The organism is Acidaminococcus sp. BV3L6 (genome assembly GCF_000468835.1).
Classification (GTDB): Bacteria; Bacillota; Negativicutes; order Acidaminococcales; family Acidaminococcaceae; genus Acidaminococcus; species Acidaminococcus intestini.
Map to the genome: position 1 here is coordinate 14324 of NZ_AWUR01000016.1, position 18222 is coordinate 32545.

An 18222-nucleotide genomic window follows, 5' to 3' on the forward strand; every position below is an offset into this window, starting at 1 on the left:
TCCTCCCTCAACTTGTTAACGATAAGACCGATCCCCAGAAACAAGGACCCGTTTGGCACCGTAATAACGGGACCGCCAATACGGCTCGGAAAGGCTGCACAGACGGACCCCTTTCGACGAAGTCGCACTCCAGAAAAGCCCATTGCCCGCATAGATTCCTACGTGGGAAGCCCCCGGTTCATAGGTCGTAAAGAACACCAGGTCGCCGGGCTTTAGCTGCCGCATGGTCACGAAAAGACCTTTTTCATACTGAAGGTCTGCCGTTCTCGGCAAGTCAGCCTTATGTTTCTTGAAGACGTACTGGACAAACCCCGAACAGTCAAAGGCACGCGGCGTTGTCCCGCCAAAACTGTAAGGGACTCCCTTATATTTGGAAGCGGTCCTTACCACATCTTTGCCCTTGACGCCATGGATTCCCTCTTTTTCAAAAGCAGCTTCATTGATGCGGAAATAGGTCTTATCATCCACCTTCCCTGTAACGGGCAACTTATGGGTCTTTTGGAAGATCCGCACCTGCTTTTCCAGGTCCCGGGAATATTTTCCCGTCAGCGGTGTCTTAAGGCCAAGGGTGTTCAGCTTGGTTTGGACGGTCTTGACCTTCCATCCCTTATCCCCGACTTTGAGGGGGGCATTCTTCTTTGCCGCAAAGCCCAGCGACACCGGCAGGGCAATCATAGCAACGAGAAATGCCGTTAACAGTCTTCGCATTTTCATTTATAGACGCCTCTTTCCTAAAAGCTAGCTGAAAGGGGGAGCTCTCCCCGATGGTAAAAAGGCCAACTGCCTCTTGAAATCTCCTTAATACTCCATATTAGTATAAACTTCCCAATCCGTCAATTTCGAAAGCTTTCCAATGGAAACATCCAGTTCCTGAAGCAAGCGGTCCCGGTCCTTGGGCAGCGTGCCCTTGAGGGGAACATAATTGGAAATATGATTGCTCCTAAAAAGACAGTGCCGATTCGGCGGCAGCTCAATATGGCTGAGGAAGGTCCTCACTTCTTCGGCCAAGCCACAAGGCGAAAGCAGCTCAAATTTGCCTTCTTCAAACTCCCTTAACATCTGCGTTCCTTTATATAGACGCAGCGTCAGGACACTCAGCATGTCAGGCTGAATCTGGGATACTGCATATGCGGTCTTAAGGGCATGACGTGCAGACCCCGCCGCGCCGCCGAGACCAGCAATGACCATCATGGACAGCTTCATGCCGCTTCGTACGACTTTCTGCCCGGCCGCGATGGATTCTTCGGCGGTTACCCCCTTTTGAATCTGCTGCAGGAGCTGCGAGTCCCCTGTTTCAAGGCCAAAATAAAGCATCTTGAGTCCAGCTTCTCGGAGACGCAGCAGCTCCTCATCGCTCTTGCGGAGGATATCCTTTGGCCCCGCGTAGCTTGTGACGCGCTGGAGATTGGGAAAGGTCCCGTACAGGCGGGCCAAAAGAGCAAGGAGCTTTTCCGTCGGAAGGACAAAGGCATCTCCGTCAGCAAGGAAGATGCGCCGTACTTCATCGCCGGCATAGTGGGCGGCCATGGCAATCTGCCGGTCCACAGCCTCGTCCGTATAGACTGAGAAGGGAACGTCCTTATACATGGCACAAAACGTGCAGCGATTGTGGGCACATCCCCGAGTGACACGAAGGATGAAACTGTTTGCTTCACTGGGGGGCCGGAAAACCGGCGTCTCATAATCATCAAAGTACAGTCCAAACATGAAGATTTCCTTTCTCACACAAAAACTCTTCCAATAAATATAGTCAGTATATTCAAAGCATTATCGCAATTCTTACAGCTGTACAAGTCCACCTGTATCGTGTTCATTATTATAAACTATTTTACACTTTTTTACATTACGTTTTGTAAACTTTTTGAGAAAAATTTTCCATTATAAGGGATATCTTATCCACAGGAGACTTCCTCCTTCTACTTGTAATTTACTTCTTAACCATATATAATTTTGTTTTGAAGTTGAACATGAAAGGTTAGAGGTGAACTACATGTCTACACAAGAAGCAACTTTTATGGGTGGTGTCCATGTACCTCCCAGCAAGTCCTTGACTGACAAAGTGGCCATCGAAAGATGTCCCGCACCTGACATGGTCTACATTCCTCTCTCCCAGCATATCGGCGCACCGGCCAAGCCGGTCGTCAAGGCAGGAGATAAGGTAACCCTAGGTCAGGTCATCGGTGAGGCAGGCGGTTTCGTCAGTACCAACATCCATGCCAGCGTCAGCGGCACGGTCCTGCGCATTGAAAATCGTTACATGCCCCAAGGGACAATTTCCCAGTGCGTCGTCATCAAGAACGACAAACTCGATACGCCCTGCGAAACCATCAAGGAACGCAGCGACGAGGAAATCACGCCGGATGTCATCCGCACGGCCTTGCGGGAAGGCGGTTCTGCCGGTCTTGGCGGGGCAACGTTCCCGACAGCGGTCAAGTACGCGCCTCCGAAGGAAGGGGCCCGTCCTATTGACACGATCCTGTTAAACGGCATCGAATGCGAGCCTTTCATTACGGGTGACCATCGCATCATGCTCGAATGGGCTGATGAAATGATCCAAGGCCTGAAATATTTCATGATGGCCTCCGGTGCCCAGAAAGGCATCATCGGCATCGAAGACAACAAACCCGATGCCATCGCCCTTGTTAAGGAAAAAGTCGCTTCCGAACCGAATATCGAAGTCTGCGTCTGTGCAGAAAAGTATCCGGAAGGTTCCGAAAAACACCTGATTTACGCGGCCACCGGTCGTACGGTTCCTGACCGTGGACTGCCTGCCGATGTCGGCGTCATCGTCGATAATGTCGGGACTGCGGTTGCCTGCTACCGTATGGTGAAAAAGAACATTCCTCTATATGAACGCGTCACGACCATCAGCGGTGACGGCGTCAATAAACCGGGCAACTACATCTGCCGCCTGGGCACACTCTACAGCGATGCCGTGGAACTGGCTGCCGGCGGACTCAAAGGCACTCCGGGCAAGTTCATTTCCGGCGGGATGATGATGGGCTTTTCCACGCCGAGCCTCGATTACCCCATTGCTAAATGGTCCGGTGCAGTCCTTATCTTCAATTCCGAATCTCCTTTTGCTCAATATGTCGAACCCAGCCCCTGCGTCCATTGCGCTCGCTGCGTCGACGCCTGCCCCATGAAGCTGGAACCGACGGAAATCGTTCAAGCCGTCAAACGCCAGAACTGGGAAGAAGCAGAACGGTTCTCCTGCCATGCCTGCGTCGAATGTGGATCCTGCGCCTTTGTCTGCCCTGCCCACATTCCTCTGGTCCAGTACATCCGCATGGGCAAACAGTTCATCAGGGGAAAAGGCCATGGCGGTCACAACCCGTTCTATAAACTGGATAAATAATTACGCGAAAGGACTGGATATTGATTATGGAACCTATTAAAGAGCCTACGCCATTGGTTCTTGTCACCTCCTCCCCGCATATGCACTGCGGGCTGACCATTGGCAAGTCCATGAGAGAAGTCATGTTGGCCCTTGTACCGGCTATCATCGCTTCTGTTTATTACTTCCGCATGAGCGCCGCCATTGTCATGGTGACTTGTGTTGTTTCTGCCATTGTCTTTGAAACCATCTGCAATAAAGTCATGCACAAGCCTAACACCGTACAGGACGGCAGTGCAGCCCTGACGGGCCTGCTCCTTGCGATGTGCCTGCCAGCCTCCATGCCGCCCCTGTTTGCGGCCATGGGCAGCATGTTCGCCATTGTTGTCGGCAAGGCTGTCTTCGGCGGTCTGGGCTGCAACATCTTCAACCCGGCCCACATCGGCCGTGCCATCCTACTGGCGTCCTTCCCGCAGCAGATGACAAACTGGGTTCTTCCGGCTACAGCAGCTGCTTCCGACGCAGTCAGCACAGCCACCCCGCTTGCTGTCATGCGGGCTACGGAAAAGATCTGGCAGGCCGGCGGTGCCGCCAGTGCGGCCAAGCTTCCTGACCTCATGAACCTTTTCTGGGGCAATGTCGGCGGCTCCCTCGGTGAAACCTGTGTACCGGCCCTCGTACTTGGCGGTCTTTACCTCATCTACAAGAAACTCATTGATTGGCGTATCCCTGTCTTCTATCTCGTCACCGTGGCCATCCTGACAGGTGTGTACGGTGCCGTTATGGGCTATCCCAGCACCTTCCCCCTGTATCATCTGTTTGCCGGCGGTCTCATGATTGGTGCCTTCTTCATGGCAACTGACTGGGTCACGAGCCCGATTACCAAAAAAGGCAAGATCATCTATGCCATTGGCCTGGGTGTCCTGACCTCCCTGATCCGTCTGCGTGGCAGCTACACCGAAGGCGTCTGCTATTCCATCCTGATGATGAACATGGTCACCCCGATGATTGACCGGTTCGTCCGGAACGTATCCTTCGGAGGAGGTCTCAAAAAATGAGTAATTTCTTCGTAAAACTGACATCCACCCTTCTCATCACCTGCGCTGCCAGTGTTGCCCTCGTTGCCGGCGCTCATGAAGGGACCAAGGAAATCATTGCCAAAAAGCATGAAGCTGATACAAAAGCAGCTTACAAGCAGGTCCTCCCTGACCTGGGCGACCTCCAGAAGGAAAAGGCCCCGGGAGACCTCATCAGCGATATCCAAAAATCCAGTAAAGGCGGCAAAGCCAACGGTTATATCTACACTGTCGATCCCAGCGGGTACGGCGGCAAGATCAAACTCATGGTCGGCATCGACGCCGAGAAAGGGACCATTACGGGCATCAAGGTCCTGAGCCATTCGGAAACCCCGGGTCTGGGTGCCCGCAGCACCGAACCGGAATGGCAGGCTCAGTTCAAAGGAAAATCCCTGAAAAATGACCTTGTTGTCACCAAACAAGATCCCACGAAGGACAATGACATCCGTGCCATCACGGCTGCCACCATCACTTCGAGAGCGGTCGTTACAGGCGTTAACGCGGCACGCGACCACTACATGAAGAATTTTGCTAACGGAAAGGGCTGATCGGCATGCTGTCAGATTTGACAAAAGGTATCATTAAAGAAAACCCGCTGTTTGTCCAGCTCCTGGGTGTTTGTCCCTCCCTGGCAACAAGCGGATCTTTGGAGAATGCGGTCGGTATGGGCTGTGCTTTTACCTTCGTCCTGTTCTTCTCCAACATCATCATTTCCCTGATCCGGAAACTCATTCCCGATCAGGTCCATATCCCGGCTTACATCGTCGTCATCGCATCCCTCGTAACCATCCTGGAAATGCTGATGAACGCCTTTGTTCCGGCCCTGTATGAATCTCTGGGTGTCTTCGTTCCCCTGATTGTAGTTAACTGCATCGTTTTGGGCCGTGCAGAAGCTTTTGCCTGCAAACACGGCGTTGTTTCCTCCGCCCTTGATGCCATTGGTATGGGCATTGGCTTTACTTTCGCCCTGAGCCTCATTGCCCTCTTCCGTGAACTCATCGGTTCCGGCAAACTCTTTGGTCATGTCGTGCTTGGCAGTGCCTACACCCCGGTCCTCATCTTCATCCTGCCGGCAGGTGCCTTCCTGACCATGGGCTTCGTCTTTGCTATGGTTAACTACTTCCGTCAGAAAGGAGATGCTCGTTAATGGGAGACAGTATCTTTGGAATCTTATTCAGTTCCATCTTCGTCAGCAACATCATCTTATCCCGGTTCCTGGGCATGTGCTCCTTCTTGGGCGTTTCCAAGAACTTCAATAACTCCCTTGGCATGGGGGCAGCCGTAACCTTTGTTATGCTTCTTGCTACCATGCTTTCCTATGCCCTGTACCACCTCATCCTGGTCCCCTTCGATCTGACCTACTTGAAGACCCTTGTCTTCATCCTGTCCATCGCGACCTTGGTCCAGCTCGTTGAAATGTTCATGAAAAAGACGATGCCCGCCCTTCATAAGGCCATGGGGATCTACCTGCCCCTGATCACCACGAACTGTGCCATCCTGGGTATCGCCCTTATCAACGTTGAATCCAACTATAACTTCCTGCAGTCTGTTGCCAACTCCATCGGCACGTCCCTGGGTTACACCATGGCCATCCTGCTCTTCTCCTGCATCCGCGAAAAGCTCATTGAGGATATGATCCCCAGCTGCTTGAGAAACCTGCCGATTGCCTTGATTACGGCCGCCTGCATGTCCATCGCCATGATGGGAATGAGCGGTATTCATTGAGTTAGGAGCTGAAAGATATGGAAACTGCTGTTATTATCATTGCCATCCTAGGCGGCGTCTTCGGTGCCATCCTTGCCATCGCCGGCAAGAAACTGGCCGTTGAAGAAGATCCCCGCAAGGATGAAATCCTGGCCCTCCTGCCGGGCGCCAACTGCGGCGGCTGCGGCTATGCTGGCTGTGCTGCCATGGCAGATGCCATCGTCGCCGGCCAAGAAGAAGGCGCCATGAAATGTGCAGCCTGTGCTGCCGAAAACAAAAAGGCCATCAAAGCGGTGATGGGCCTTGCAGCTGACGACGACGAAAATGCCGTCCGCATGATTCCCCGTCTCCACTGCAATGGGTGCAAAGAAAACCGCCCGGCCAAATACAAACGGGAAGGCGTCAAGAACTGCTTCCTCGCCGCGGCTACCGCTGGCGGCCCTGGCCAGTGCAACTTTGGCTGCTTTGGCTGTGGCGCCTGCGTTGATGCCTGCAGCTTCGGCGCCCTGGCCATGGGAGAAAATGGCCTGCCCCAGTTCGACTATGATAAATGCGTTGGCTGCGGTGCCTGTGCCTCCACGTGCCCGCAGTTCCTCATTGAAATGATGAAGGCTTCGAACAAGGTTCTGGTCCAGTGCAACAACCGTGAAAAAGGCAAAGCCGCTATGACTGACTGCGGCGTTTCCTGCATCAGCTGCGGACTGTGCGCAAAGAACTGCCCGAAACAAGCCATCACCATGGAAGACGGTGTCAATGGCAGCATCCCTGTCATCGATTACGATAAATGCGTTGGCTGCGGACTGTGCGTACAAAAATGCCCGCGCAAGTGCCTAGTCAAGATCACACCGCTTGAAGCTCCCCAGCCTTCTGCAAAAAGACCGGATCCGGTGGGCTGTGTTGCCTGCCAGACGGCAGAAAACCTCAACCAAGAAGCCCAGCAGTAAGCTAGGCGCCATTTCAAAAAGAATGGATCTATGATGAGAAAAATATGGATGATTCTTTTAAGCAGCCTGTTTCTTCAAGGCTGCTTTTTTCAAGACCAAAACAGCACCATCCATCATGAAGATACACGCTTCATGATGGATACCATCGTCACCATTGAAACAACGGGGAAAAGTGAGGACACCCTCAAAAGTACAACCGACAAGGCCTTTGCCGCCTTCCAAGAGATTGCTGATGAAACGGATTCCTACGCACCCCATGGTCCTAAGGACCTTTATGCCATCAATGAAAAGGCAGGGACGGGGCCCCAAAAAGCGGCCCCCCACCTCCTTGCCATCCTAAAAAGCGCAGCTAGCCATCCCCATCAGGAACTTTCCCTCACCTTAGGACCCGTCATCAAGATCTGGAACGACAATCGAGAGAAAAAGACCGTGCCCTCCAGAGCTGAAATTGCTGACGCTCTCACCCTCACCAAAGGTTCCCGCGTCAGGATCGACGAAACAACGGGCACCCTTACCCTCATGCCGGGGACCCAGATCGACCTGGGAGCTGTGGCAAAGGGCTACGCCGTGGAAGAAGCAGCCAAGGTCCTCCAGAAGGAAGGCGGCTTCCAAACCGCCCTCATCAACGCCGGCGGCAACATCAAGGTCCTTGGGGAAAAGCCTGATCACAAACCTTGGCGCATCGGCATCCAGGACCCGAAGGATCCGGAAAAGGTCCTGGGGAACCCTTTCGGTTCCTCCCGGTACAGCCATTGCAACAAGCGGCGACTATCAGCGCTATTACGAAGTAAGCGGCGTCCGCTACCATCACATCCTCAATCCGCAGACGGGCTGGCCCAGCCGCAATGCCCATTCCGTTACAGTCGTTACTCAATCGGCCTTTTGGGCAGATTTTTATTCCACCCTGCTCTTTGTCATGACACCTAAGGACGCCATGGCCCTTGTTGAAAACAATCCGTCCCTTGAAATGGTCTATCAGGACCTGGATGGAACGCTCCACATTTCCAGCGGACTCAAGGACCTTTTCGTCCAAGGTCAATAAAGGAGGTTTTCATGCGCAAAAATGATGGACGGCTCATTGCCGTCATGGCTCTTGCAGCCGTACTCAGCTTCCTCTTCATCAATATGACCCAGAAGGGAACCCATAAAGAACTGGTCATCCAAAAGGATCGGGCCGTCATCAAGCGCGTGGATCTGGGAAAAGTTACGGCTGATACGAAACTGACCATTGATGTGGATGACGGACAGATGGTCATCGTCTATAATAAGGATGGAGCTTGGGTCGAATCATCACCCTGCCCCGATAAAATCTGCATTAAGGAAGGCCGGATCCAGAAACCGGGAGAGACCATTGCCTGCGTCCCGGAAAAGGTGCTTCTGACCCTCCAAAGTGCTGCAAAGGAGCGTGAACATGATGCCATCCTCCGCTAAGGGGTTCAGCGCCCACGACCTGACCCAGCTTGGGATCCTTTTGGCAGCCGCCATTGCCCTGCGATTTGCCGAATCAACCGTAGCCTACCTGCTGCCTTTGCCGGGAGCCCATTTGGGCCTTGCCAATGCCGTGACCATCATCGTCCTCTACCTCTACGGAACGAAACGGACGGCCCTTTTTCTTGCAGCGAGGATCCTTTTGACAGGCCTCCTTTTTACCGGCCTTTTTTCCCCAGGCTTCAGCATTGGACTTGCCGGTGCTGTCCTGAGTTTTCTTTTCATGGCCCTTGCCGTCCAGAAGGATTGGTTTTCCAGCGTCGGCGTTGGCGTCCTCGGTGCCTTCACCCATAACTGCGGTCAAATCCTTGCGGCCATGGTGCTCATGCAGAGCACAGCCCTTGTGAGCTACCTGCCCTTTCTCATCGGCATTGGAATTCCCACAGGTATCTTTACGGGACTTGTTGCGGGCATTTTCCTGAAACGGGTCCCAGCCAACGAATGCCTGCGTAAATAAGGAGGTCTTTTGGATGGAAGAACTGGACATACTCCAAAGAAAAATGGAAGATTGTACAGCCTGTCCCCTGCGCGGTGACTGTATTGCTCCGGTTGGCTGGTTTGGGGATCCCCACAGTCCCCTCGTCATTGTCGGCGAAGGACCAGGCGGCGTCGAGGATGACTATGGCTGTCCCCTTATCGGCCCCAGCGGACAGCTCCTGGATAAGGCGCTCTGGTCCGTCAAAATCACACGGGACCATGTCCTTACAACAAACGTCATTAAGTGCCGGCCTAGGAACAACCGGACACCAACGCCGGAAGAAGCCGCTTTCTGCGCCCATCGCATCCTTGACGAGGAGCTGCGCCTTATTGCGCCCAAAGTCATCATTGCCTTGGGCGGCGTAGCCCTCAAATACTTCAAAGGTCCCGAGGCCCGCATCACCAAGGAACGAGGCCAATGGTTCCGGACAAACCAAGGCTTTGACGCCATTGCCACCTTCCATCCCTCCTATCTCCTGCGCCTATCGGGAAAAGCCCAGATTGACGCCAAGTGGCAAGTCTTCCATGACCTTGAAGCGGCAAAAGCCAAAGTCCTTGAATCCGTTCCCGATTATCCCTTTTGTTCCGACCATCCGGTCAATCTCTTTGCCCGCTTCCGCAAGCGGGAATAAGTCCGAGAAGGATGGGAAGTCATCATTGATTTCCTGTCCTTCTCTTTTTATTTTCACTTTTGTCCCTACGTCAAGACCTTTTTTGTAAAAAAAGAAAACAAGCCCCATATTTTTCCCATTAATTTGACAGTTCATTGAAGTGTGTTAAGATAGAACTGACACGAATAGAAAGCATCAGGCTAAGCCATCCAGAAAGAATGATACCAAGTCAGGCAGACTTACCAAGGAGGAATAATTTATGACCCAATTTGAAGGTTTTACCAATTTATACCAAGTTTCGAAGACCCTTCGTTTTGAACTGATTCCCCAAGGAAAAACACTCAAACATATCCAGGAGCAAGGGTTCATTGAGGAGGATAAAGCTCGCAATGACCATTACAAAGAGTTAAAACCAATCATTGACCGCATCTATAAGACTTATGCTGATCAATGTCTCCAACTGGTACAGCTTGACTGGGAGAATCTATCTGCAGCCATAGACTCCTATCGTAAGGAAAAAACCGAAGAAACACGAAATGCGCTGATTGAGGAGCAAGCAACATATAGAAATGCGATTCATGACTACTTTATAGGTCGGACGGATAATCTGACAGATGCCATAAATAAGCGCCATGCTGAAATCTATAAAGGACTTTTTAAAGCTGAACTTTTCAATGGAAAAGTTTTAAAGCAATTAGGGACCGTAACCACGACAGAACATGAAAATGCTCTACTCCGTTCGTTTGACAAATTTACGACCTATTTTTCCGGCTTTTATGAAAACCGAAAAAATGTCTTTAGCGCTGAAGATATCAGCACGGCAATTCCCCATCGAATCGTCCAGGACAATTTCCCTAAATTTAAGGAAAACTGCCATATTTTTACAAGATTGATAACCGCAGTTCCTTCTTTGCGGGAGCATTTTGAAAATGTCAAAAAGGCCATTGGAATCTTTGTTAGTACGTCTATTGAAGAAGTCTTTTCCTTTCCCTTTTATAATCAACTTCTAACCCAAACGCAAATTGATCTTTATAATCAACTTCTCGGCGGCATATCTAGGGAAGCAGGCACAGAAAAAATCAAGGGACTTAATGAAGTTCTCAATCTGGCTATCCAAAAAAATGATGAAACAGCCCATATAATCGCGTCCCTGCCGCATCGTTTTATTCCTCTTTTTAAACAAATTCTTTCCGATCGAAATACGTTATCCTTTATTTTGGAAGAATTCAAAAGCGATGAGGAAGTCATCCAATCCTTCTGCAAATATAAAACCCTCTTGAGAAACGAAAATGTACTGGAGACTGCAGAAGCCCTTTTCAATGAATTAAATTCCATTGATTTGACTCATATCTTTATTTCCCATAAAAAGTTAGAAACCATCTCTTCAGCGCTTTGTGACCATTGGGATACCTTGCGCAATGCACTTTACGAAAGACGGATTTCTGAACTCACTGGCAAAATAACAAAAAGTGCCAAAGAAAAAGTTCAAAGGTCATTAAAACATGAGGATATAAATCTCCAAGAAATTATTTCTGCTGCAGGAAAAGAACTATCAGAAGCATTCAAACAAAAAACAAGTGAAATTCTTTCCCATGCCCATGCTGCACTTGACCAGCCTCTTCCCACAACATTAAAAAAACAGGAAGAAAAAGAAATCCTCAAATCACAGCTCGATTCGCTTTTAGGCCTTTATCATCTTCTTGATTGGTTTGCTGTCGATGAAAGCAATGAAGTCGACCCAGAATTCTCAGCACGGCTGACAGGCATTAAACTAGAAATGGAACCAAGCCTTTCGTTTTATAATAAAGCAAGAAATTATGCGACAAAAAAGCCCTATTCGGTGGAAAAATTTAAATTGAATTTTCAAATGCCAACCCTTGCCTCTGGTTGGGATGTCAATAAAGAAAAAAATAATGGAGCTATTTTATTCGTAAAAAATGGTCTCTATTACCTTGGTATCATGCCTAAACAGAAGGGGCGCTATAAAGCCCTGTCTTTTGAGCCGACAGAAAAAACATCAGAAGGATTCGATAAGATGTACTATGACTACTTCCCAGATGCCGCAAAAATGATTCCTAAGTGTTCCACTCAGCTAAAGGCTGTAACCGCTCATTTTCAAACTCATACCACCCCCATTCTTCTCTCAAATAATTTCATTGAACCTCTTGAAATCACAAAAGAAATTTATGACCTGAACAATCCTGAAAAGGAGCCTAAAAAGTTTCAAACGGCTTATGCAAAGAAGACAGGCGATCAAAAAGGCTATAGAGAAGCGCTTTGCAAATGGATTGACTTTACGCGGGATTTTCTCTCTAAATATACGAAAACAACTTCAATCGATTTATCTTCACTCCGCCCTTCTTCGCAATATAAAGATTTAGGGGAATATTACGCCGAACTGAATCCGCTTCTCTATCATATCTCCTTCCAACGAATTGCTGAAAAGGAAATCATGGATGCTGTAGAAACGGGAAAATTGTATCTGTTCCAAATCTACAATAAGGATTTTGCGAAGGGCCATCACGGGAAACCAAATCTCCACACCCTGTATTGGACAGGTCTCTTCAGTCCTGAAAACCTTGCGAAAACCAGCATCAAACTTAATGGTCAAGCAGAATTGTTCTATCGACCTAAAAGCCGCATGAAGCGGATGGCCCATCGTCTTGGGGAAAAAATGCTGAACAAAAAACTAAAGGACCAGAAGACACCGATTCCAGATACCCTCTACCAAGAACTGTACGATTATGTCAACCACCGGCTAAGCCATGATCTTTCCGATGAAGCAAGGGCCCTGCTTCCAAATGTTATCACCAAAGAAGTCTCCCATGAAATTATAAAGGATCGGCGGTTTACTTCCGATAAATTTTTCTTCCATGTTCCCATTACACTGAATTATCAAGCAGCCAATAGTCCCAGTAAATTCAACCAGCGTGTCAATGCCTACCTTAAGGAGCATCCGGAAACGCCCATCATTGGTATCGATCGTGGAGAACGCAATCTAATCTATATTACCGTCATTGACAGTACTGGGAAAATTTTGGAGCAGCGTTCCCTGAATACCATCCAGCAATTTGACTACCAAAAAAAATTGGACAACAGGGAAAAAGAGCGTGTTGCCGCCCGTCAAGCCTGGTCCGTCGTCGGAACGATCAAAGACCTTAAACAAGGCTACTTGTCACAGGTCATCCATGAAATTGTAGACCTGATGATTCATTACCAAGCTGTTGTCGTCCTTGAAAACCTCAACTTCGGATTTAAATCAAAACGGACAGGCATTGCCGAAAAAGCAGTCTACCAACAATTTGAAAAGATGCTAATAGATAAACTCAACTGTTTGGTTCTCAAAGATTATCCTGCTGAGAAAGTGGGAGGCGTCTTAAACCCGTATCAACTTACAGATCAGTTCACGAGCTTTGCAAAAATGGGCACGCAAAGCGGCTTCCTTTTCTATGTACCGGCCCCTTATACCTCAAAGATTGATCCCCTGACTGGTTTTGTCGATCCCTTTGTATGGAAGACCATTAAAAATCATGAAAGTCGGAAGCATTTCCTAGAAGGATTTGATTTCCTGCATTATGATGTCAAAACAGGTGATTTTATCCTCCATTTTAAAATGAATCGGAATCTCTCTTTCCAGAGAGGGCTTCCTGGCTTCATGCCAGCTTGGGATATTGTTTTCGAAAAGAATGAAACCCAATTTGATGCAAAAGGGACGCCCTTCATTGCAGGAAAACGAATTGTTCCTGTAATCGAAAATCATCGTTTTACGGGTCGTTACAGAGACCTCTATCCCGCTAATGAACTCATTGCCCTTCTGGAAGAAAAAGGCATTGTCTTTAGAGACGGAAGTAATATATTACCCAAACTTTTAGAAAATGATGATTCTCATGCAATTGATACGATGGTCGCCTTGATTCGCAGTGTACTCCAAATGAGAAACAGCAATGCCGCAACGGGGGAAGACTACATCAACTCTCCCGTTAGGGATCTGAACGGGGTGTGTTTCGACAGTCGATTCCAAAATCCAGAATGGCCAATGGATGCGGATGCCAACGGAGCTTATCATATTGCCTTAAAAGGGCAGCTTCTTCTGAACCACCTCAAAGAAAGCAAAGATCTGAAATTACAAAACGGCATCAGCAACCAAGATTGGCTGGCCTACATTCAGGAACTGAGAAACTGACAGATGGAAGACGATTGGATTCAAATCTCCCAATTGAATGATTTTATCTTTTGTCCGGCGTCCATATATTTTCACAATCTCTATGGACGCCAGGCAGTCCTGACTTATCAGAGTCCTGACCAGCTCAAAGGAACTGCCGCACATTCTGCAATCGATCAGCGCCGATATAGTACCCATAAAAATATCTTACAATCACTGTTCGTTGAATCCTCAACATATGGACTGATTGGAAAAATAGATTTATTTGACAGCTCGACAAAAACTCTGATTGAACGCAAAAAACAAATTAAGACCATCTATGATGGCTATATTTTTCAAATTTATGGTCAATATTTCTGCATGATAGAAATGGGATTCCAAGTAGACCATCTACAACTCTATAGTTTGGATGATCATCGAAAATATGACATTTCCTTACCGAAGGACGATCAACCTATGTTTCAAAAATTTGAACAACTACTTAAGGAAATGCGCCAATTTTCACTGTCTTCCTTTAAGCAACAAAATCAAAAGAAATGTCTCCACTGCATTTACGAGCCAGCCTGCGACAGGTCCCTATTATGATGACAATTAACGATTTTTGCGCAAAGCAAATTGCCTTTATTTTTTTAGGGCAAGGAGAAAAGCTTTCATTTCGCAATGATAACCTTCTTATTCTCGATAAAGACAAAAAAATAAAATACCAAATTACGTGTTATCGCATCTTTGCCCTTTTCATAGTAGGACACTTCGTCCTAACAAGCGGATTGATTCAACGCTCCCATAAATTTGGATTTCCGATTTACCTCATGACAAATTCCCTAAAACTTTATGAATCCTTTGGTGGACAGATGGATGGAAATGTACTTTTAAGGAAAGCGCAATACGAATACGAGGGACTTTCCATTGGAAAACATATCTTGTCTAACAAAATTCTTGTACAAAGATCCGTCCTTAATCTGCAAAGAAAAAAAGATGCTTCCTTACTAAATGCTATTCACCTATTGGCTGACTATAATCAACGAATTCATGATTATGAAGGGCCCTTGGATGGATTATTAGGATACGAAGGAGCGGCAGCGCGCCTTTATTTCAAGCATGAGTTCAACAATATTTCTTGGACAGCAAGACATCCCCGTATCAAGCCAGATTATATCAATGCCACTCTTGATATAGGGTATACCATTCTTTTTAACTTTATTGACGCTCTCCTTCGTCTCTACGGATTTGATACCTATTGCGGTGTCCTTCATCGCCAGTTTTATATGCGAAAATCCCTGGTCTGTGACATCATGGAACCTTTTCGGCCTATCATTGATTACCAAATTCGTAAAGCAATCAATCTCAATCAATGTAAAGAAACTGATTTCACTGAAGTCAACCGCCAGTACCTATTACAGTGGAAAAAGAATAAGGATTACGTCGCATTTCTACTTAAAGCAATTTTAGACTATAAACGTGACATTTTCTTGTATATCCAGCAATATTACAGGGCTTTTATGAAACACAAAAACCCTGACGAGTTTCCCCTCTTTATAATAAAATCATGATTATCCTAAGCTATGATATTTCAGATGATAAACTGCGGGCACGTTTTGCCAAATATATTCTAAAGTTTGGTCATCGCATCCAATATTCAGTTTATGAAATTGATAATAGTAAGCACATATTAGATAATATAATTTGCGAAATTCAGAACCATTTCATGAAAAAGTTTGATCAATCGGACAGTATCCTCATCTTAGAATTGACTTCATCGTGCAAAGTAATTAAAATGGGATATGCAGCTAATGAAGACTCTGATACGGTCATTGTCTAACCTGCAAACCTCCAACTTACTATTGCTAAGGAGTATATATTTTGTATAAAAGGTCTTTTTTCAGCATATTTTTTCAATATATGGTCTTACTTGGCGCCGAAAATGCATTCATATGCAGATAGGGGTCAAAAGACCTTTTTAATTTCTACTCTTGTAGATATTAGGGTTGGCTGCGTTTCCTCCGTGTCAAAAGACCTTTTTAATTTCTACTCTTGTAGATGTCTAAACTGGTCGAAATCGACCAGTGTCAAAAGACCTTTTTAATTTCTACTCTTGTAGATATACCTTTTGGTAGTATTATCAGAAAGTCAAAAGACCTTTTTAATTTCTACTCTTGTAGATTAGATGGCTTGTTTGACAGCCTCAACCGTCAAAAGACCTTTTTAATTTCTACTCTTGTAGATGCGCCTTCCAGCAGCGTCAACCCTGCAGTCAAAAGACCTTTTTAATTTCTACTCTTGTAGATATAGATTGCCATAAGATATCCCCCTTGTCAAAAGACCTTTTTAATTTCTACTCTTGTAGATTTCTTTGGCGAAGCAACCGCCGATTGGTCAAAAGACCTTTTTAATTTCTACTCTTGTAGATTAAAACCCATGGTATATAGCGCTTGAGGTCAAAAGACCTTTTTAATTTCTACTCTTGTAGATGCAATTTTTTGGCCCTTATTGATAGGGGTCAAAAGACCTTTTTAATTTCTACTCTTGTAGATAGCGAGTCGAGCCGCTTCTCGCTTGGTGTCAAAAGACCTTTTTAATTTCTACTCTTGTAGATTTAACCTGCGTGCCTTTGCGGATGCAGTCAAAAGACCTTTTTAATTTCTACTCTTGTAGATTTATCAAGGATGTCGAACGTTCCATGTGTCAAAAGACCTTTTTAATTTCTACTCTTGTAGATACACGGAAGGTGATTGAAAATCAACAAGTCAAAAGACCTTTTTAATTTCTACTCTTGTAGATTGACGAGAAAACGGTTTGTGCGGGTGGGTCAAAAGACCTTTTTAATTTCTACTCTTGTAGATAAATGATGTGGAGTGGAAGCCCGTCGAGTCAAAAGACCTTTTTAATTTCTACTCTTGTAGATTTGACAACAAATGGGCGCCGTCTGTTCGTCAAAAGACCTTTTTAATTTCTACTCTTGTAGATCAATGGGCGGAGACCCAGCATCCATTCGGGTCAAAAGACCTTTTTAATTTCTACTCTTGTAGATATCGCCGTTCCAAGTCTTCCAGTCGAGTCAAAAGGCCTTTTTAATTTCTACTCTTGTAGATTTTTTGGGAACGTCGATGTCAACGAAGGTCAAAAGACCTTTTTAATTTCTACTCTTGTAGATATGTAAGCGAAGGCGTTCCGGTTCAGGTCAAAAGACCTTTTTAATTTCTACTCTTGTAGATGAAAGTGCGGAGTCATAATCCTTTGGGTGTCAAAAGACCTTTTTAATTTCTACTCTTGTAAACGATAGCCATTGCTCCAATGCAATGCCAAAACATTTTTTGTTTTTGACTCTTTTGGATTTGAATTTTCCTTTTCCTATCACGCCTTTATCTATTCAACAAAACCCTTTCGTTCTTCCTGTAGCGGAAGGGCCTTTTTCGGTTCTTTGTCAAATTTTGGGGTGCTAAAGTGTCTATGCACTTCTGGAGAGGACATGCACTGAATACAGTGCGTGTCCTTTTTCGTTGCGTGTGTTAATGTACAAGCTCCTATGACGAAAGCGCTCAAAATTGCGCAGACCAAATGAAATCCGTTTTAACACCTTGATTTTATTGCTGCAGCCTTCAGTAAAACCGTTGGAGTAAGGATATATAAGGGCGCTCCTGATTTCTTCGTACCAATAGGTAAAGGACTTAACCAGAGAGTTCATTTCCGGTAAATCAGCGCTTTTTACTAGGTCTATCCATGCTGAAAGTGCCCAAGAAATGTTGGCATGATCTTTGAATCGAAGCACCTTGGAAAATGCGTATGTTAGCGCGTAAGCACATCTTAGACGAGGGAAGCAGCGAAGGATTCCCTCCAGCTTTATAAGCTCTTCTTCGGTTAATTTCTCATATGGTTTCGTTAAGATTGTCTTGTTGGACTTAACCATTCGGCTATGGTGACAAAGGCGCTTTTGCTCTGCTTTGTAAGCGCGCTCCATGGCCCATTGGACTAAGCGGATCATATGAAAACGGTCTGCCACGATGCGCGCCTTGGGGAAGATCGTTTTTATGACTGAACGGAACTGCATAGACATGTCCATTGTGACAAATTCTACTTTTCGTCGTTCACTCATTGGAAATTGATAGAAATACTGGAGCAGAGCCGGTGTGGTTCGTGCCGGAAGAATGTCCATTATACGCTTGTTTTCAGAGTCAGTGATGATGACTTGGTACTTCTGACCGGCAGCATTTCCTTTAAATTCATCGATGGAAAGCACGCGGGGAAGGTGACTGGGACGAGGAATATGGACTTCATTAAAGACGCGAATGACCTGGCTGGTGGTGACATGGCATCGTCTGGCCACTTCTTGGAAAGAAAGGTGTTGACGCAGCTCCTGGAGCATGACTTGTTGAAGCGAGGAAGAGGTTTGGAAATACGGAGAGGCAAAGGGGCTCTTCTCGTTAAC

General features: G+C 46.8%; 17 protein-coding genes, 2 pseudogenes and 1 CRISPR repeat array. Of the genes and pseudogenes, 16 read left to right on the top strand and 3 right to left on the bottom strand.

Going from position 1 to position 18222, the window contains the following annotated elements; genetic code table 11:
• Positions 1-15: 15 nt before the first annotated feature.
• Complete coding sequence (locus HMPREF1246_RS03670) at positions 16-714, bottom strand: C40 family peptidase (RefSeq protein ID WP_016459837.1); 699 nt, start codon at positions 712-714, stop codon at positions 16-18.
• Positions 715-798: 84 nt separating this feature from the next.
• Positions 799-1707: a radical SAM protein gene (locus HMPREF1246_RS03675; protein ID WP_081690364.1), complete on the bottom strand. Its 909-nt coding sequence runs from the start codon at positions 1705-1707 to the stop codon at positions 799-801.
• A 283-nt stretch (positions 1708-1990) separates the two neighbouring features.
• On the opposite strand from HMPREF1246_RS03675, the gene rsxC reads away from it, so the two are divergent.
• The 16 genes and pseudogenes from rsxC to cas2 all read left to right on the top strand — a co-directional run bounded on the left by rsxC (position 1991) and on the right by cas2 (position 15618).
• Positions 1991-3358 carry an electron transport complex subunit RsxC gene (gene rsxC, locus HMPREF1246_RS03680; protein ID WP_016459839.1) on the top strand — a complete coding sequence of 456 codons (1368 nt, stop codon included), beginning with the start codon at positions 1991-1993 and terminating at the stop codon, positions 3356-3358.
• 26 nt (positions 3359-3384) lie between these two features.
• Positions 3385-4395, top strand: a complete 1011-nt coding sequence (locus HMPREF1246_RS03685) for an RnfABCDGE type electron transport complex subunit D (RefSeq protein WP_009015075.1) — start codon at positions 3385-3387, stop codon at positions 4393-4395.
• Positions 4392-4961: an RnfABCDGE type electron transport complex subunit G gene (locus HMPREF1246_RS03690; protein WP_009015076.1), complete on the top strand. Its 570-nt coding sequence runs from the start codon at positions 4392-4394 to the stop codon at positions 4959-4961. Before HMPREF1246_RS03685 ends, HMPREF1246_RS03690 begins: the two co-directional genes overlap by 4 nt.
• Positions 4962-4966: 5 nt before the next feature.
• Entirely contained in the window at positions 4967-5560 is a 594-nt protein-coding gene (gene rsxE, locus HMPREF1246_RS03695; protein WP_014128056.1) for an electron transport complex subunit RsxE, read from the top strand.
• Positions 5560-6138 carry an electron transport complex protein RnfA gene (locus HMPREF1246_RS03700; RefSeq protein ID WP_021736735.1) on the top strand — a complete coding sequence of 193 codons (579 nt, stop codon included), beginning with the start codon at positions 5560-5562 and terminating at the stop codon, positions 6136-6138. The genes rsxE and HMPREF1246_RS03700 overlap by 1 nt, the downstream gene beginning before the upstream one ends.
• 17 nt (positions 6139-6155) lie before the next feature.
• Positions 6156-7061, top strand: coding sequence for an RnfABCDGE type electron transport complex subunit B (locus HMPREF1246_RS03705; protein ID WP_009015079.1), 906 nt, complete (start codon positions 6156-6158; stop codon positions 7059-7061).
• A gap of 135 nt (positions 7062-7196) precedes the next feature.
• Positions 7197-7709, top strand: a pseudogene (locus HMPREF1246_RS03710) (FAD:protein FMN transferase); the annotation flags it as partial.
• Position 7710: 1 nt separating this feature from the next.
• A pseudogene (locus HMPREF1246_RS10960) lies at positions 7711-7971 on the top strand (FAD:protein FMN transferase); the annotation flags it as partial.
• A 6-nt stretch (positions 7972-7977) separates the two neighbouring features.
• Entirely contained in the window at positions 7978-8103 is a 126-nt protein-coding gene (locus HMPREF1246_RS10965) for a hypothetical protein (protein ID WP_021736725.1), read from the top strand.
• Positions 8104-8114: 11 nt separating this feature from the next.
• Entirely contained in the window at positions 8115-8492 is a 378-nt protein-coding gene (locus HMPREF1246_RS03715) for a NusG domain II-containing protein (RefSeq protein WP_009015081.1), read from the top strand.
• Positions 8473-9006, top strand: coding sequence for a Gx transporter family protein (locus HMPREF1246_RS03720; RefSeq protein WP_226828445.1), 534 nt, complete (start codon positions 8473-8475; stop codon positions 9004-9006). Before HMPREF1246_RS03715 ends, HMPREF1246_RS03720 begins: the two co-directional genes overlap by 20 nt.
• A 13-nt stretch (positions 9007-9019) precedes the next feature.
• Positions 9020-9658, top strand: a complete 639-nt coding sequence (locus HMPREF1246_RS03725) for a uracil-DNA glycosylase family protein (protein ID WP_021736734.1) — start codon at positions 9020-9022, stop codon at positions 9656-9658.
• Positions 9659-9896: 238 nt separating this feature from the next.
• Complete coding sequence (cas12a, locus tag HMPREF1246_RS03730) at positions 9897-13820, top strand: type V CRISPR-associated protein Cas12a/Cpf1 (RefSeq protein WP_021736722.1); 3924 nt, start codon at positions 9897-9899, stop codon at positions 13818-13820.
• A 3-nt stretch (positions 13821-13823) separates the two neighbouring features.
• Positions 13824-14384, top strand: a complete 561-nt coding sequence (gene cas4, locus HMPREF1246_RS03735) for a type V CRISPR-associated protein Cas4 (RefSeq protein WP_051296780.1) — start codon at positions 13824-13826, stop codon at positions 14382-14384.
• Positions 14381-15349 carry a type V CRISPR-associated endonuclease Cas1 gene (gene cas1 / locus HMPREF1246_RS03740; RefSeq protein WP_021736738.1) on the top strand — a complete coding sequence of 323 codons (969 nt, stop codon included), beginning with the start codon at positions 14381-14383 and terminating at the stop codon, positions 15347-15349. Before cas4 ends, cas1 begins: the two co-directional genes overlap by 4 nt.
• On the top strand, positions 15346-15618 hold the full coding sequence (gene cas2, locus HMPREF1246_RS11060) for a CRISPR-associated endonuclease Cas2 (RefSeq protein WP_035224280.1): 273 nt from the start codon (positions 15346-15348) through the stop codon (positions 15616-15618). Before cas1 ends, cas2 begins: the two co-directional genes overlap by 4 nt.
• A 124-nt stretch (positions 15619-15742) precedes the next feature.
• Positions 15743-17074: direct repeats of the CRISPR family, unit length 35 nt; unit sequence GTCAAAAGACCTTTTTAATTTCTACTCTTGTAGAT.
• A gap of 170 nt (positions 17075-17244) precedes the next feature.
• Here cas2 and HMPREF1246_RS03750 read toward each other — a convergent pair.
• The coding region (locus HMPREF1246_RS03750) for an ISL3 family transposase (protein WP_021736728.1) at positions 17245-18222 on the bottom strand (978 nt) is incomplete at its 5' end.

Bases quoted from the DNA above. Each gene is read 5' to 3' on its own strand.
- HMPREF1246_RS03670 (WP_016459837.1), bottom strand. From the start codon at position 714: ATGAAAATGCGAAGACTGTTAACGGCATTTCTCGTTGCTATGATTGCC.
- HMPREF1246_RS03675 (WP_081690364.1), bottom strand. From the start codon at position 1,707: ATGTTTGGACTGTACTTTGATGATTATGAGACGCCGGTTTTCCGGCCC.
- rsxC (WP_016459839.1), top strand. From the start codon at position 1,991: ATGTCTACACAAGAAGCAACTTTTATGGGTGGTGTCCATGTACCTCCC.
- HMPREF1246_RS03685 (WP_009015075.1), top strand. From the start codon at position 3,385: ATGGAACCTATTAAAGAGCCTACGCCATTGGTTCTTGTCACCTCCTCC.
- HMPREF1246_RS03690 (WP_009015076.1), top strand. From the start codon at position 4,392: ATGAGTAATTTCTTCGTAAAACTGACATCCACCCTTCTCATCACCTGC.
- rsxE (WP_014128056.1), top strand. From the start codon at position 4,967: ATGCTGTCAGATTTGACAAAAGGTATCATTAAAGAAAACCCGCTGTTT.
- HMPREF1246_RS03700 (WP_021736735.1), top strand. From the start codon at position 5,560: ATGGGAGACAGTATCTTTGGAATCTTATTCAGTTCCATCTTCGTCAGC.
- HMPREF1246_RS03705 (WP_009015079.1), top strand. From the start codon at position 6,156: ATGGAAACTGCTGTTATTATCATTGCCATCCTAGGCGGCGTCTTCGGT.
- HMPREF1246_RS10965 (WP_021736725.1), top strand. From the start codon at position 7,978: ATGACACCTAAGGACGCCATGGCCCTTGTTGAAAACAATCCGTCCCTT.
- HMPREF1246_RS03715 (WP_009015081.1), top strand. From the start codon at position 8,115: ATGCGCAAAAATGATGGACGGCTCATTGCCGTCATGGCTCTTGCAGCC.
- HMPREF1246_RS03720 (WP_226828445.1), top strand. From the start codon at position 8,473: ATGATGCCATCCTCCGCTAAGGGGTTCAGCGCCCACGACCTGACCCAG.
- HMPREF1246_RS03725 (WP_021736734.1), top strand. From the start codon at position 9,020: ATGGAAGAACTGGACATACTCCAAAGAAAAATGGAAGATTGTACAGCC.
- cas12a (WP_021736722.1), top strand. From the start codon at position 9,897: ATGACCCAATTTGAAGGTTTTACCAATTTATACCAAGTTTCGAAGACC.
- cas4 (WP_051296780.1), top strand. From the start codon at position 13,824: ATGGAAGACGATTGGATTCAAATCTCCCAATTGAATGATTTTATCTTT.
- cas1 (WP_021736738.1), top strand. From the start codon at position 14,381: ATGATGACAATTAACGATTTTTGCGCAAAGCAAATTGCCTTTATTTTT.
- cas2 (WP_035224280.1), top strand. From the start codon at position 15,346: ATGATTATCCTAAGCTATGATATTTCAGATGATAAACTGCGGGCACGT.